Source organism: Ornithinimicrobium cryptoxanthini, assembly GCF_023923205.1.
Lineage (GTDB): Bacteria > Actinomycetota > Actinomycetes > Actinomycetales > Dermatophilaceae > Ornithinicoccus > Ornithinicoccus cryptoxanthini.
Window position 1 is genome coordinate 264,064 of record NZ_CP099490.1, and the last position, 15,059, is coordinate 279,122.

At 65.0% G+C, this 15,059-nt stretch carries 13 protein-coding genes; 9 read left to right on the forward strand and 4 right to left on the reverse strand.

All coding sequences use genetic code 11. The features are described from left to right. Positions 1-262: 262 nt before the first annotated feature. Positions 263-535, forward strand: coding sequence for a polysaccharide pyruvyl transferase family protein (locus NF557_RS17750; protein ID WP_370584428.1), 273 nt, complete (start codon positions 263-265; stop codon positions 533-535). Between the two features lie 224 nt (positions 536-759). On the opposite strand, the gene NF557_RS01255 is transcribed toward NF557_RS17750, so the two are convergent. Both NF557_RS01255 and NF557_RS01260 read right to left on the reverse strand, forming a co-directional pair. Further along, positions 760-1,638 carry a glycosyltransferase family 32 protein gene (locus NF557_RS01255; protein ID WP_252621291.1) on the reverse strand — a complete coding sequence of 293 codons (879 nt, stop codon included), beginning with the start codon at positions 1,636-1,638 and terminating at the stop codon, positions 760-762. Between the two features lie 283 nt (positions 1,639-1,921). After that, positions 1,922-2,737 (reverse strand): glycosyltransferase, encoded by an 816-nt coding sequence (locus tag NF557_RS01260; protein ID WP_252621292.1) that lies wholly within the window; start codon positions 2,735-2,737, stop codon positions 1,922-1,924. A 430-nt stretch (positions 2,738-3,167) separates the two neighbouring features. Between NF557_RS01260 and NF557_RS01265 the strand changes: the two genes are divergently transcribed. From NF557_RS01265 to NF557_RS01275, 3 genes are all read left to right on the forward strand, one after another. Next, complete coding sequence (locus tag NF557_RS01265; RefSeq protein WP_252621293.1) at positions 3,168-4,043, forward strand: glycosyltransferase family 2 protein; 876 nt, start codon at positions 3,168-3,170, stop codon at positions 4,041-4,043. Positions 4,044-4,247: 204 nt separating this feature from the next. Then, entirely contained in the window at positions 4,248-5,969 is a 1,722-nt protein-coding gene (locus tag NF557_RS01270; protein WP_252621294.1) for an ABC transporter ATP-binding protein, read from the forward strand. Between the two features lie 92 nt (positions 5,970-6,061). Further along, complete coding sequence (locus tag NF557_RS01275) at positions 6,062-7,096, forward strand: glycosyltransferase family 4 protein (protein ID WP_252621295.1); 1,035 nt, start codon at positions 6,062-6,064, stop codon at positions 7,094-7,096. Here NF557_RS01275 and NF557_RS01280 read toward each other — a convergent pair. Beyond that, entirely contained in the window at positions 7,084-8,247 is a 1,164-nt protein-coding gene (locus NF557_RS01280) for a glycosyltransferase (protein WP_252621296.1), read from the reverse strand. The two genes, NF557_RS01275 and NF557_RS01280, sit on opposite strands and share 13 nt — an antisense overlap. Next, on the reverse strand, positions 8,244-9,098 hold the full coding sequence (locus NF557_RS01285; RefSeq protein WP_252621297.1) for a glycosyltransferase family 2 protein: 855 nt from the start codon (positions 9,096-9,098) through the stop codon (positions 8,244-8,246). Before NF557_RS01285 ends, NF557_RS01280 begins: the two co-directional genes overlap by 4 nt. Positions 9,099-9,193: 95 nt before the next feature. Between NF557_RS01285 and NF557_RS01290 the strand changes: the two genes are divergently transcribed. The 5 genes from NF557_RS01290 to NF557_RS01310 all read left to right on the forward strand — a co-directional run bounded on the left by NF557_RS01290 (position 9,194) and on the right by NF557_RS01310 (position 15,041). Continuing rightward, positions 9,194-10,102 carry a glycosyltransferase family 2 protein gene (locus tag NF557_RS01290; protein WP_252621298.1) on the forward strand — a complete coding sequence of 303 codons (909 nt, stop codon included), beginning with the start codon at positions 9,194-9,196 and terminating at the stop codon, positions 10,100-10,102. Next, entirely contained in the window at positions 10,095-11,102 is a 1,008-nt protein-coding gene (locus NF557_RS01295; protein ID WP_252621299.1) for a CgeB family protein, read from the forward strand. The genes NF557_RS01290 and NF557_RS01295 overlap by 8 nt, the downstream gene beginning before the upstream one ends. A gap of 101 nt (positions 11,103-11,203) precedes the next feature. Beyond that, positions 11,204-12,112 carry an RNA-binding protein gene (locus NF557_RS01300; protein ID WP_252621300.1) on the forward strand — a complete coding sequence of 303 codons (909 nt, stop codon included), beginning with the start codon at positions 11,204-11,206 and terminating at the stop codon, positions 12,110-12,112. Continuing rightward, on the forward strand, positions 12,109-12,801 hold the full coding sequence (locus NF557_RS01305) for an acylneuraminate cytidylyltransferase family protein (RefSeq protein WP_252621301.1): 693 nt from the start codon (positions 12,109-12,111) through the stop codon (positions 12,799-12,801). Before NF557_RS01300 ends, NF557_RS01305 begins: the two co-directional genes overlap by 4 nt. After that, on the forward strand, positions 12,798-15,041 hold the full coding sequence (locus tag NF557_RS01310; protein ID WP_252621302.1) for an N-acetylneuraminate synthase family protein: 2,244 nt from the start codon (positions 12,798-12,800) through the stop codon (positions 15,039-15,041). The genes NF557_RS01305 and NF557_RS01310 overlap by 4 nt, the downstream gene beginning before the upstream one ends. Positions 15,042-15,059: the final 18 nt, after the last annotated feature.

Consider the following 15,059-nt stretch of genomic DNA (forward strand, 5'->3'; position numbering starts at 1 on the left):
GCATAGCCCCGATCCTGCGCGGTCCAAGCCTCGCACGCTTGTTCGGCGTAGGCTCCCTCATCAACGGACTGCCGCCCGACTATGACGGTGATCTGGGGAACTGGTTCATTCGGGTACGAAGACCGCAACGATCTCAACTCAGCGCGCGTCGTCGCGCTTCGAGGGCCCCACACCCGAGACCTCCTTTGTCAGCCGGGTGATGTCTCTCTCTTGGTGATCTGGGACTCCTGGCGAGCCGTGTCATGCGTCCACGGTCCAAGAGGTGGCGGCTCGGGGTCGTGCCCCACAAGACGCATGCGCGTCACGAGCGATTACCTCTTGGCGGGCTAGGTTCGGCAGCGGAGTGACCTTCAACGACGTCACAAGGCGGCCAGAGGCTGTCATTGCGCAGATCAGTCGCTGCGAGGAGATTATGTCTACGTCGCTTCACGGCGTGGTCATTGCTGCCTCCTATGGCATTCCAGCAGCTTGGGGCTCCCTGTCAGCCATTGAGGGGCGGCGACTTCAAATTCATCGATCACGATGCAGCGGTTGAGGCGGCCCCTCGCAGGATTGAGCCAGACATTGCCAATTCGCTAGACAGGCTGATTCAGGCCACTCTTTCTTGGACTCAGGCATCGTCCGAGAACTCATCCAGGGAATCGAGAGGGCAACCGAGAAGAGTGCGATCAGAAATGACAGAAAGCCTCTTCAATCCGCTGCTGCTCTGGCAGCGTCAAGTGCGAGGTGATCCCACGCTGCCGATGGCCAGGCCGCGTCCTACTGGTAGTCGGTGAAGTCCAGGAGCATTCCGTTCTCGACTCGCACGTGCTCGAGATACTTGAGTTGCAACGGGTGGTACACCTTGCCCAGCAGGTCTGTCCACGACACTGGATAGCCGACCACGTCACCGCGGACGCCGCCCGGGTGGTCCGCCGCCTGAGGGCCGACATAGTCAAGCAGGCGATCGACCTGGCGCAACCACTCCCCGGTGAACGGTGTGTGCGGACGACAGATCATCGCGCCGCACCCAACCAGGCGCGGGTGGTGCATAGCCAGGTCGAGTCCGAGGCGACCCGGTAGCCGTGCCACCGATGCTGCGGTGAGTTCGCGGTAGGACATCAGCCAGGCACCTTCGTCGAAGTCCATCCTGGAGAAGAACGGAGCCCACGTCATTCGGGGCGCCTTGATGTCCGACCAACCTCCGCCATAGTGATGAAGAAGGTAGGCCCGCAAGTAGTCAGAGCGATGCACGAGGGAGAGGTGCGCGTAGGCGTGGTGGATCGGATGGCCTTCCACCACCCACTCGGAGAGATTGTCCGGTGTCACCAACTCGACCGGGACACCGAGTGTCTCTCTCATCTGCGCAAGATTCGTAGCCCTAGCGAAGGTCAGGTCGTTCTCGCCCGTCCAAGCGGCGAACACTCGGCGTGGCGCTGCTGACGGCTCGAGTCGGTCAGGTGCCTCCCAGGCGAGGAATGACCTCCGGTAGCGGGATGGGTCAAACTTGTAGGGACGAAGTGCTGAGTAGGGGGTTGCCGCTGCCGTAGCAGCGGCGAACTTCGCGGCTTTGGCCGCTCGTTGCGTCCGTTTCGTCACCACGAACGCCTGGTGCTTCCCCTGCTTCGCCAGGTTTCTGGCCTGGTCCCCGAGTCCCATGCCTGGCACCTTACAGAACCACCCTGTCCGCGCCCAGGGCTGCCTCTCGTGTCCAACGATGTTCACGAGTTGTCGCGTGCTCACGAGATGGACGACCGTGTTGCCACGCGCATAGGGCTACCTGAAGGTGTGTGTCGGCAACGCTTGAAGATGAGGCCGATGGAACGCGCGAAAGCGAGGCCATGGTCACGCCAGCAACCTCTACACCCTCATCTGTGAAGAGGCACTTTCTCATCTGTGAAGAGCTGGCTAAAGGTGTCGCACGCCTCTGGTCTGGGCAGCATTAGATGCAGTAGCGATCCCAGAGGTCTTCGAACAGGCTTCCCGGGTGATGGCCGTTCTTGTTGAAGCCCGCATCTCGGCGCGATAATTCGTTCCACAGGTGGATGCCGTAGGCCCCGTGGATCACTTTCTCGATTTCGACCGTGAGCGGTTCGTATGATTTCCGCCATTCGACATCGCGGATGGAATAGAAGACGTGCTCCGGCAAGGCCTCACGTGTCCGTCCGAGGTGCTCTGCGGCCTGCGTGAAGCCGCTCGGACCAAGTTCACCCCATTGAACATTCGCCCGCTTGTTCCCTTCCAGCAGACGGCGTTTGAGTTTCTCGCGAACCCGCACAAGGGTGTCGTACGGGACGATCCGGTTGGGTGAGATACATAAATCTGCCATCCACCGCGCGAGAGGGTCGCCGGCCGGTAGCCCGAGGACTGCAATGTTGATCCTGAGGCGGCTCTCCCAGCCGAAAACGGACGCTGAGTCAAATCGAAAGGGCTGAAGACATACCATATCGGTGTCTACCCATATGCCGCCGTGCTTGTGGAGCACTTCGTAGCGGAACCAGTCCGCGAACCCGGCGATCGAACCACGGCCTGCATAGGAACTGCGGCCGCCGTAATAGAAGATCTCGCCCTCGGGAATCGTCGAACTGGCGTCGGTGACGGTGACGTCTGGAGGGACTCCGTGTGGCTCGTCGTAGCAGTGTAGGTGGACCTTGTGGCCCTGCGCGACGAACGAACTGAGAGAGAGTTGCTCAACTCGGGTCAGTGCTGGACCGTGCCAGAAGGAATGGATTACCGGGAGTTTAGCAAGGGTGGGCACTCCGGAAGTCTAGTATGTGTCGCTTGCCATCGTGATGGGCCACCGGATTCGGCGCCGTTGGCATCTCTCGAATCCAACGGGACCGCGATTCCCGCTCGTCTAGCCCAGCCCGAGTCATGCCGCTCGTGGGTAGGGTCGTCGGTGGCGTTCGTTCGCAGGGTCCGGGGCGACGGCCGGCCGTGCAGATCGCCGAACGCCAGCGCGGACGTGACAAGCCCGACATCGGACCGGCTAGTCCCGGCTAGTCCCGACCAGCCAGTCTCACACTCACAGTTCCACTCAGTGCCGTCGTGGTGGCGCCTTGAGATGAAGCGAGGCAGCAACCCCACCCAAACAAGGCGAAGCACGATTACGTCGAGCGACGTGCGCTGGGACCCGGGTGGCGTTACCATGCAACCCGGACGAGCGCTGCTGGGACTACGGTGGCGTGGTGAACGTCACCATAGTCATCCCCTGCTACAACGAAAGCGCCGGAAACCTGCGTGAGGCAGTGGCCTCCGCCGAGGCGCAAGGGCCCGGGGTCGAGGTGGTCGTCGTAGACGACGGCTCCACTGACTCCGCCACAGTTACTGCGCTCGACTCGTTGGGTGTCCCAGTTGTCCGCACCGCAAACTTCGGCTTGCCCAGCGCCCGCAACACGGGTATCCGATCCGGGACGGGACGGTACATCTTTCCGCTCGACTCCGACGACAGGATCGACCCAGGTCACGTCCAAGCACTCGTTAGGCACCTTGACGAGCACCCAGACACCACGATCGCATGCACTACCTGGCAGGAGTTCGGCAATCGCGCTCACCGCATCGTGCCACCCCAGGAGACCACCGGAGTCGAAATGGCAGAACGCTGCACCATCCTTGCCGCCAGCATGTTCCGACGCTCTGACTGGCTGCAGCTCGGGGGCTACCATGATGGCGCTCGGGATGCCTTCGAGGACTGGGAGTGGTGGGTTCGACTCCTGCTCGCCCGCGGTGGCGTTGCGCGTTTGGTTGCCGGGCCGGTGCTGCGCTACCGGATCCGGAGCACATCGATGAACGTCGACAAGCACAGCGGCACCGCTGCCCTAACGCGCACCCGGCAACTTATGCTGGCCGGGAACCCCGACCAGATCGACGTGCTGGCGCGCGCCTTTCTTGTGCACGACTACGATGTCGCGTACTTCCTCGGACAGCAACAGTCTCCGATCGCAACAGAGGCCACCGAGCAGGCACGCTACTGGGCAGGTCGTTACGGCAGGATCGAGGGAGTAAGGGGCGGCCTCGGACGTTTGGCTCACCGGGTGCTCCGGCGGCTACCCCACAACGGCTGAGGTCCGTCACCGGGCGTGCGAAACTTTGAGTGTTGTCGTAACCAACTCTGACCAGACATGAGATGTGAGGTCGCCGTGCCCTCGAACGCTCCCCACAGGGAGTCCGAGCTGCGCACAGACGTGCGGATGCTCCGTGTCCTCTTCAGGCTGGTGCCATGGCGCATGCGGCATCGGGTGCTGCTTGTCGCGGTAGCGTCGGCGCTGGTGTCTGTCCTGGACATTGTTGCAGTGGCGACGATGCTGCCACTGACACAGATGCTCACGAGTTCCGGCGAGCTTCCTTCCTCGGTGGAGGACTACCTCGTGCCCGTGGTTGGCACCAGCGACCGACAGAGCCTCCTCCTGATCCTCGCGCTCATCGTGGGGGGCGCGTTCGTCGTCAAGAACGTGCTGACCATTGTGTTGCGTTGGTGGAGCATCGGAGTGACTCAGGAGGCATCATCTGCGGCGCAGAGTGCGATGTTGCGGCGATATGTCGGCAGTTCCTACGTGTCTCACCGACGTCGGTCCAAGGCCACAGTCCTCCAGGTGGTTAGTTCGGCCGTTCCTGCTTCGTTCGGCTCCGTCCTGTTGGCTTACATCAGCATCCTCGTGGACGGTCTCACCATCCTGATGCTCTTCGCGACCCTGATTGTGCTGGCCCCACTTCCTTCACTCATCGCTGTGGTCATCTTCGGCGGAACAGCCCTGCTCATCGCTCGGGTGCTGAAGCCGTGGGCCATCCGGGTGGCGCTCCGCAGCCTCGATCTCAACACCAGGTCATGGGCGTTCATCAACCCTGCGATCGAGGGCTTTCGCGAGACCCGCATCTTCCGCAAGGAGGAACTCTTTGCACGAAGGTTCGAGGAGAACCGTGCCGAGATCGCTGGGCTCAACCGCAGTGCGACGATCCTTGGAGAGCTGCCGAAGTACCTGCTTGAGATCGTGATGATCGTCGGCATCTTCCTGGTGGCCATGATGCTCTTCGCTATGCACCCAGAGGGTGTTGCCTTCGGGTACCTGGCGGTTTTTGCCGCTGCTGCCATGCGGATCATCCCCGCGCTGAATCGGTTGGTGGCCACCTACAACAGTGTCCGGAACGGACGAGTGTCGCTCAGGTTGGTCGTGAAGGAGGTAGCTGCACTCGACGCCGACACTGAGAGCCGGCGCGGAGCCCGCGAGGAGATGGTCGCGATTCCTGCTGAGGACGACATCGTGGTGCGTGACCTCATTTTCCGATTCCCGGACTCAACCGTTGACGTCCTCCATGACGTGGACGTCACCATTCCTCGCGGCAGCACCATTGCCCTCGTCGGGTCCTCGGGTGCTGGCAAGACCACCTTCGCAGACATCCTCACGGGGCTCTTTGAGCCCACCTCAGGCTCGGTGACGGTCGGTGGTGTGGACATCACAGACCACCCGCGATCCTGGCTCGCCGAGGTCGCGGTGGTGTCCCAGCGGGTGTACGTCTGGGAGGCGACCCTGCGCGACCTAATTACCTTCGGCGATCCAGTTGACTCTGTCGACCAGGATCACCTGGGTGATGTCGTCCGTCGCGCTCGCCTCCAGAACGTCGTGGCGAGTCTGCCGGACGGCCTCGACACTGTGATCGGCGAGTCTGGCTCGCGTCTCTCGGGTGGTCAGATTCAACGTGTAGGAATCGCCCGCGCTCTCTATGCGAACCCATCGGTCCTGATCCTCGACGAGGCAACCAGCGCGCTCGACAATGAGACGGAACACGAGATCACCGCGACGATTCGCGAGCTGCACGGCGAGATCACAGTCATCGTGATTGCTCACCGACTCTCGACGGTGCAGCACGCCGACGAGATCCTCTTCTTCTCGGCCGGCACGTTGAAGGCCCGCGGCACCATGGCTGAACTGCGAGACTCCAATCCGGAATTCGCCCGCCTGGTCGAGTTGGGCTCGCTCCAGGTCGATTCGTGACTCAGAGCCCGAGGCACTCCCTTGGACCGGTCGCATTCGTCACGCCCTGGTCGTTGGACAACACGGGATCCTGGTCAGGCATGATCCGGCCCATGTTTGCTGCGTTGTCCGATGCGATAGAGGTCGTCCCGATGTCGACTGCGGATGCTGGCGACGCGGTGGTCGACCGTCTGGCCATGCGTGTGCTCGACGGCCGTGGCGGGCGGCGGGTGCTGGCAGGTCACTTGGCCGCCAGCTCGCGACGCCGCGGCCGCCTCCTGGCGAAGCGCTTGCGGCGGACCGGTGCACGTGCCGTGGTGGGGGTCGCTGCATCGCAGGACCTCGCGCACCTCGGGGGTCAGTGGTCCGTTACTCACGTGAGCGACGCGACTTTCCACCTCGTCCAGGACTTCTATCCGATCTACTCCTCACTCCAGCCGTGGGCCGCTCGCCAGGGTGGGCTCGTGGAGCGCCGCGCTATCACTCGGGCTCAGTCGGTCGTCACAGCGACGGAGTGGGCCCGGGCATCCGTGATCGACGACTACGGCAAGCCCCCTGGAAGAGTGCACACGATCCCGTTCGGGCCGGGGTGCGACTTAGCTGGTGCTGCACGTCCTGCCGGTGATGCTGGCGCTCCGCTGCGCGTGCTCATGGTGTCGAGTGACTGGGAGCGCAAGGGTGGGCCGCGGGTTCTCGAGGTTGCGTCGCTCCTACGTGACCAGGGCGTTCTGATCGAACTCACGGTCGTCGGCGACCACCCAGTGCTGCCGCCTTGGGTGCGCGGCGTTGGACGGGTCCCCCACGACGATATGCCTGGGTACTACGCCACGCACGACGTCCTGCTGGAACTGGCGTTGGCTAACGCTGCGGGGGTGACACTGACCGATGCCGCTCATGCGGCGCTTCCGGTGGTAGCGACCCACACCGGCGGCACCGCGACGATCGTGCTCGATGAGAAGACTGGCCTCCTTGTGTCGCCGAGAGAGGACGCCGTCATCCGCGAGGCGGTGAGGGCTCTTCGGCGTCTCGACACCGACCGTTCCCTTCTGGCGGCTATCTCCGTGAGTGCGCGGGATCACGCCCGGACGCGCTTGAGTTGGGATGGTTGGGCGGCGGATGTCGTTGCACTGGTGGGTCAGGTGCCGTAGAGAGCTGCGACCTTGGCGGCAAAAGCCTCGGGCCCGTATCGGCGGACCACTGATCTCTGTGCCTCGTCGGCCACATCCTGTGCGTCCGCGCTGTGCTCCAGGGCCGAGACGATGCGTTTGACGAACCCCGGCACGTCATCCTCGATACCCCAGAAGAGGGAACGGGGCTCGATTCCTTCGGCCCCGATGCTGGTGGTCACCACGGGCACGCCTGCGAGAAGCGCCTCGATCGTCTTGAACTTGACACCCGCCCCCTCGTGCAGGGGGACAGCAGCGACGGTCGCGTCTGCCAGGACACCGTCAAGGTCGGGCACGAAACCGGTGATCCGCACTCCGGGGCACGCAGCGATGGCCTCCTCGAGCTCTTGGTTGGCACCCGCGCCAATGAGGTCCAACTGGGCAGTCGGCACCTGTGCTCGAACCCGTGGCCACACCTCCTGTCCGAGCCAGAGCGCAGCGGCGTGGTTCTCTGGGCGGATTAGGAACGCCACGAACACGACCCTTGGCACGCTCGGGGGGCGGTGCGTCGGTGTCTCCCCGACCGCGAGCGGAGGGTCGACGACTGTGATGGGGGCGCCGGAGGGCAGGAGGTCCGCGTCCTTCACGCTGAAAACCACGACACGGTCGAGCGCCTTCATCGCCCGACGTTCCGCACGCCGGGCGACGTGAGTCGCAATAGACCACTTCAGCCCCACGAGTCCTCTGCTGTTCCGAGCGAGCCGACCGAACCTCTGGGACTGGACATCGTGGAAGGTCCCGACCAATGTGACCGTCGGAGCCAGTCGGCGGATGCGACGCGCGAGCCGAATAGAGTCCTGCCACTGGAGATCGACAACATCTGCCTTACGCACCATGCCCTGGACGACGGGGTCATGCCGAAGAGCGGCCCGAAGTGACCACGGAGGTTGTCCTGGGTCGACTCTGCGTGCCGCCGCCTCGGCTCGTGCGGCTCGGTCGCTCACAGGGGCGGTGATGAGCGTATGTCGTGGATGACCAGGTAGGCCTGAGGCTCGGAGGACCGACGGAAGCGGGGGCGCGACGACCTGTGTCCGGTCTGCTCCAAGCGTCGTGAGGAGCACCTTCAGGTACTTTCCGCCAGCGTGCTCGATGTCGCGGTGGGGGAGCGCCGAAGTGAAGGTGACGATCCTCATCCCGGCGCCCGCACCCGGAACTTCACATTGCCCGCCAGCCGACCTGCGACCCACGCGCTGTGCATCAGCCAGGGCCTGCGAAGGTCGGAGCGCGAGACCAACTTCCGGGCGTTGAGTAGGTGCATCGCGATCTTGCGTGCTTCCATCTTGGCGCTCACGCGCGGGATGTCCTCAGCCTGATGCTTGCTGTACAGCTGGGCAAAGGACCTGCCGAAGTAGAAGCGCTGTCTTGTGAGTGTTCTAAGGTCAGCGCGTTGCCGATAGAAGACAACCGCAGTCGGTGCGAATCCGACGGACGCGCCCGCGGCTCTCGCGCGCCAGCAGAAGTCGACCTCCTCGTGGCCCGACTCGAACGATTCGTCAAAGCCACCGACTTTCAGCCACACGCTTCGGCGGTATCCCATGTTTCCACCCAGGGCGTAGGTGCGTCCCATACAGACCGGTGGGCCCTCAGCGGTTGGAGACGTGAGAACCGCAGCAACTGTGGGGTCGTTGACTCGTTCAAACGAGATCGCACCCCCAATGACGTCATGTTGATCAAGGCTCCGGACGATGTCAGCCACCCACGACTCGTTCACTAGGTCATCCGCATCACAGTGCAGGATCAGCTCGTGGTCCGTCGCCCTGACCCCCTCGTTGCGCGCGTGGTGCACGCCAGGCCGACTGGGTGCGGACACGACGGTGGCACCCAAGGCCCGGGCGACCTGCGCGGTGTCGTCAGTGGAGCGGTTGTCCACCACGACCACGTCGAAGGGTGGGGCGCCGACCTGAGTAGCTAGAGCCTCCAGCTGCTGGGGCAGAGTGCTGGCAGCGTTGTGTGCCGGGATGATCACGGCAACGCGCTGGGGCATGGTGGCGGCCTTTCGAGGGAGGGCAGGTCGAGGCTATCTGACCAGGCAGCAACTACCCTGAGGTCGTCCACTCTCGATCGAAGGAAACTAGCCGCATGGGCAGCGTCGGTCTCTCAGTCGTCATCCCCCACTTCGGAGATCCTGCTCCGACGCTGGCGACCGCTCGGGCAGTGCTGGCGCAAGCGGGGGCGGTGCCCAACGGTGTCCAGGTCATCGTGAGCGACGACGCATCGCCCACACCGTTTCCGGAGGTCGAGGGCGTCGAAGTCGTCCGGAGGAAGGAGAACGGCGGCTTCGGGGCGAACGTAAACTCCGGGGCTGCTATCGCACAGCACGAACTCCTCCTCATCCTCAACAGTGATGTCGAAATCGGCCCTGCCTTCGTCGTGGACCTACTGGCTGCTGCAGAGCCGTGGATGCCCGCGGTGGTCTCTCCCTGGGTGGTCGGTGAGACGGGTGCCTACCAGTGGGTGGGGCGCCACTTCCCGACGGTGGGGCACCAGGCGGTCGAGTGGCTGACACCGCTCGCCCGCTGGCGGCACCTGCGTCCCGTCCATGAGGCGGTCGGCCACGATACCTCGGCGGAGCAGGGCACCGACACGGTCGTCGAATGGGTGATGGGTGCGTGCATGTTGCTTCCGGAGGCGGACTTCCGGGCGGTCGGGGGATTCGACGAGAACTACTTCATGAACTCCGAAGAGGTCGACCTGCAGCGTCGGCTGAGGGAGCGTGGACTGCCTTCGATCGTCCTCGGCGGAGTGACGCTGACGCATGCTGGCCACGGCTCGTCAGACCCGCTTCGTCGACGACGCTGGTTGGTCGACTCCCGAGCGCGGTATGCCGAAAAATGGGGGTCGCCGGCCCGCCTGAGATTGACGCTGAGCGCAGCGACCGGGGCCAACTTGGCGGTCAACGCCGCCCGGAGCCTCGTGGGCCGCAATGTCGAAGCAAAGTCCGTAGCGCGTCAGGAGTGGGATCTCATCTGGGGCAGGCGACGTGGGTGAACGCGTCCTGGTCGTCGGCCCCGCCTTCCACGGCTACTCCGAGTCGCTCGCCACAGCGCTTCGCGTCCTCGACCATGAGGTCGCGACGCACCCGTACGACCTCTATGCCACTGTGGGCGACAAACTACGCAACAAGGTGCGTTATGAGTTGCCAGAGAGGCTCGGGCGTCCCGAGGGGGACCGTCGACGTCGTCAGGATCTGACCGTACGCGCGATTGCCGCCCTCCGGGCCGCCAGGCCCGACGCGGTCGTTGTCATCCGCGGAGACCTCCTGGGCGCCGATTTCTGGCAGACGGCCGAGGCGCTGAAGGCGCGGACCGTGCTCTGGCTGTATGACGAATTGCGCCGGATGGAGCACGACCCCGAGACCCTGCGACGCGTCGACACTCTGATCACCTACTCTCCGCTGGATGCAGAGTCGCTCCGCGCCTCCGGTGTTGAGACTCATTGCATCGCCAACGCCTTCGACGACACCTACGAGATCCGTCCGGAGCCGGTGGAGTCGTTCCTATTCGTTGGGGCTCGCTATCCCAACCGGCAGCGAGCTGTGGAACGCCTCGTGGCAGCGGACGTGCCGGTGCTCGCAGTGGGCCGCGACTGGTCGCATCACCTTTTCGACCGGTTGCGCACGTGGCAACTCGCCCGTCCGGATGTGCCGGCGCGGCGCGACGTCTCCCGTAGTGAGGCCTACAACCTCATGGCGGGGGCACTGGGCTCGCTCAACATCCACACGGACCAGGACGGCTTCACGATGCGCACCTTTGAGACGGGTGGCGCGGGAGGGCTGCAACTGATCGACCGACCCGACGTGAGCGAGTTCTATGACCCCGGCACTGAGGTGGCGGTCTTCACCTCCGAGGAGGAGATGGTCGAACTCGCCCGCCGGGCCGTCGCCGACCGTTCGTGGGCTCGGAAGATCGGGGAGGCCGCACGACGCCGCACGCTAGCCGAGCACACCTTCGTGCGTCGTGCCCGCAAGCTGGAGCAGGTATGGGGCTGAACCACCCCCGAGATCTGGAAGCCTGGCAGCGGTGGCAGGCGTCGCATTCGCGACTTCGGCAGGTCAAACACGTGATCCGGACGAGCGACCCTCCATCGTTCGTGATCGAGACCCCCGAGGGTGCGGACGTCCTGATCGCGCACGACAGCTGGTCGCCGACCAGCGGCCACGCACTGACCGCACCCGCGAGCCACCTGGACGCCGCACGAGTCGCCCACCTGCATCCGCCGGGCCGTGGCCTCACCGACGCCGTGCCGGTAGAACTCACTGCAACTGACGTAGGAGTGCCCGACTCGTTGCGCGGTGTCCGAGTGGTGGTGGCGCTAGGGCACTTCTTGGGTGCGGGGCGGCTGGCTCACGGGTGGGCACTGGCGCTCGGCGTGCCATTCGTGACGGTGCAGCACGGACTCCTCGCCCCCTCGATGGCCCCGCTGGCCGTCGACACTGTGCTGCTCGCATGGACCGCAGAAGACGCCGACTTCTGGTGCTCCGGACGGAACGACGTCGCGACGCACGTCGTGGGTTCACAGCTGCTCTGGAGCGCGGCGCAGCAACCCGGGACAGTTGCTGACGAGCGGCCGGTCTTCCTCGGCCAGCTCCATGGAGCCGAGCTGCCGCGCCGGGGCTTTGCCCGCGCCAGCCAGCAGTTCTGCCGGGCGACGGGCGCGACCTACCGCCCCCACCCTGCGGAGAAGGACAAGTTGTCGACGCTCCAGCACAGGCTGTGGGAACGCCGAGGGATGGAGATCGACCGAGACGGCGGCTCGCTTTCCGAGATCGACCGTCCCGTGGCCAGTGTCTTCTCCACCGGAGTGCTTGAGGCGGCTGCACGTGGGCTCCCAGCGTGGGTCCACTACGATCGACCTCCAGAGTGGCTCTCGCAGTTTTGGGAGCGCTATGGCATGTCCCGGTGGGGCCGGGACCCCCACCCCACCCAGCCCCGCGGCATACCGGAGGGCGAACCCGCCCGCCGGGTCGCCGCCCTGATAGAAGAGATGGCGAAGCCGTGACCACCCTGTGCCTCATCCCCGCCCGCGGCGGGTCCAAGGGCATCCCTGGCAAGAACCTGCGCGAGGTGGCCGGCAAGCCGCTCATCGTGTGGACGATCGAGCAGGCGCTGGAGGCGGAGAGCAACCTCGACGTAGTCGTCTCGACCGACTCCGAGGAGATCGCCGAGATTGCCCGTCAGCAGGGTGCAGACGTGCCGTTCCTGCGACCGTGCGAGTTCGCCACCGACACCGCGACGTCGGAGTCCGTCGTCGAGCACGCCATCGCCTTCCGCACGGAGCAGGGCCGCCGTCCCGACCAGGTGATGCTGCTGCAGGCCACTTCACCCGTCCGCATGCGCGGCACGCTCGACCGAGCGATGGTCGAGTTCACCGACAAGGGCGTCGACACCCTCGTCGGCGTGGTCCCCCGGACACCCTTCTATTGGGAGGACGGCCCTGAACCGCGGGCGCAGTATGACGTGATGGCCCGCCCGCGGCGGCAGGACCTCACCCGGTCGACCTACCGCTACTTCGAGAACGGCTCGCTCTATGTCACGCGGACCGAGATCTATGAGACCCAGCACAACCGCATCGGCGGCCGGGTCGCCCTCTTCATCCTCGACGAGGCAGAGGGCATCGACATCGACACCCTGCACGACCTCGCCGTCGCCGAGGAACGACTCCGCGAACTGAAGGAGAGCTTCTCGTGATCATCGAGCGCCACCTCACCCCTTTTGTCGTCTATGCCGAGGACCCGGTCCTGGCGGCGCTGGAGAAGATCACCGCCAACAAGACCGGAATCGTCTTCGTCGTCTCCGAGCACGGGCACCTGCGGGGGTCGCTCTCCGACGGGGACTTCCGCCGCTGGCTCACCTCGACACCCAAGGCCGACCTGACGGTCTCGGCGGCCACGGTTGCGAACCCCTCGCCCGTCACGGTCTCGATCGACCAGGCGGTGCGCGCCACTGACCTGTTCCGGCCAGGCGTGGACATCATCCCGCTGGTGGACGACAAGGGTCACGTGGTGGCCGTGGCCCTCAACCGCGCTGCGGAGTTCCGGATCGGGCGACGGGCCGTTGGCCCGGAGAGCCCGGCGCTGCTGATCGCAGAGATCGGCAACAACCACAACGGCTCCGTCGAGACGGCCAAGCGCCTGGTCGACGAGGCCGTGGTCGCTGGTGCCGACGTGGTGAAGTTCCAGCACCGTGACATGGATTCCCTCTATCGGCAGTCGGGTGAGGACGCCCACGCCGGCGAGGACCTCGGCGCGCAGTACACGCTCGACCTGCTGCGCAAGTTCAACCTCTCCACCGAGCAGCTCTTCGAGATCTTCGACCACTGTCGGGACCGCGGCATCGAGGTCATGTGCACCCCGTGGGACCGCAAGAGTGTCGATGACCTGATGCAGTGGGGTGTGCCTGCCCTGAAGGTGGCCTCCGCAGACCTCACCAACCACGACCTCTTGACCTACATGGGCCAGCAGGGCGTCCCGCTCATCGTGTCCACGGGCATGTCCACCGAGACCGAGATCCGCGAGAGCGTCGAGGTCATCCGCAGCACGGGGGCACCGTTCGCGGTGCTGCACTGCCAGTCGACCTACCCAGCACCGTTCAAGGACGTCAACCTGCGCTACATGCGGCGACTCGCCGAAATCGCCCAGGCACCGGTCGGCTACTCCGGTCACGAGCGCGGCTACCACATTCCCCTCGCCGCGATCGCCCTCGGTGCCAAAGTCATCGAGAAGCACTTCACCATCGACCGGTTCATGGAGGGCAACGACCACAAGGTCAGCCTGCTGCCTGGGGAGTTCGCCGAGATGGTGCAGCGCACCCGTGAGCTCGAAGAGGCGCTCGGCTCGGACGGCCCCCGTGCGGTCTCGACCGGCGAGAGCATGAACCGGGCCAACCTGGCCAAGTCCCTGGTCGCAGCGCGGCCGGTCACGCAGGGAGAGTTGCTCGCCGAGCAGGACATCACCATCAAGAGCCCCGGCCGGGGGTTGCAGCCCAACTCCCGTGCCGAGCTTGTGGGACGGGTCGCCAAGCGGGACATGGCCGAGGGCGACTTCTTCTTCCCCAGCGACCTGACCGACGAGGCGCTCCACGGTCGGCAGTACTCCTTCAACCGGCCCTGGGGCGTGCCGGTCCGCTATCACGACGTCGAGCCGCTCACCCGGGACTGCACGCCCGACTTCCTCGAGTTCCACTACTCCTACAAGGACCTCGAGATCGACGCCGACGCGGTCTTCACCGAGTCGCTCCCGATGGGCTACACCTGCCACGTGCCCGACCTGTTTTCCGGCGACTTCATCCTCGACCTAGCCTCGTTCGACGACGGCATCTGGAAGCGGTCGATCGACGAGCTCCAGCGCTGCATCGAGGCCACGACGTCACTGCGGAAGTGGTTTGACCAGCCGACCGAGCCGGTGCTCGTCTGCACGATGGGCGGCTTCACCCCGGACCGGCACCTCCCGGCCGCTGAGCGTCCCCGGCTCTATGCACGGATCGCCGAGGCCTTGGAGCGGGTCGACACCAACGGGGTGATCCTCACCGCCCAGACACTGCCCCCCTTCCCGTGGCTGATGGGCGGCCAGCAGTTCCACAACCTGTTCATGGACCCCCGGGACACGGTCGACTTCGTCGAGCAGTATGGCACTCGCCTCTGCCTCGACATCTCCCACAGCAAGCTGTCGGCGAACTTCATCGGTATGCCGTTCAGCGAGGCCGTCGAACTCCTCGCTCCCCGCTCCGATCACCTGCACATCGTCGACGCCACGGGCGTCGACGGCGAGGGTGTCCAGATCGGCGAGGGCGAGGTCGACTGGCCACTGCTGGCGCGGCAACTGGACGAGCTGGCCCCTGGTGTCATGTTCATCCCGGAGATCTGGATGGGCCACGTCAACAACGGCGAGGGCTTCTGGCTCGCCCTGGAGCGACTTGAGCAGTGGTTCTAAGCACCCCTGCCCCTATCG

Bases quoted from the DNA above. Each gene is read 5' to 3' on its own strand.
- NF557_RS01285 (WP_252621297.1), bottom strand. From the start codon at position 9,098: ATGCCCCAGCGCGTTGCCGTGATCATCCCGGCACACAACGCTGCCAGC.
- NF557_RS01275 (WP_252621295.1), top strand. From the start codon at position 6,062: ATGTTTGCTGCGTTGTCCGATGCGATAGAGGTCGTCCCGATGTCGACT.
- NF557_RS01290 (WP_252621298.1), top strand. From the start codon at position 9,194: ATGGGCAGCGTCGGTCTCTCAGTCGTCATCCCCCACTTCGGAGATCCT.
- NF557_RS01255 (WP_252621291.1), bottom strand. From the start codon at position 1,638: ATGGGACTCGGGGACCAGGCCAGAAACCTGGCGAAGCAGGGGAAGCAC.
- NF557_RS01280 (WP_252621296.1), bottom strand. From the start codon at position 8,247: ATGAGGATCGTCACCTTCACTTCGGCGCTCCCCCACCGCGACATCGAG.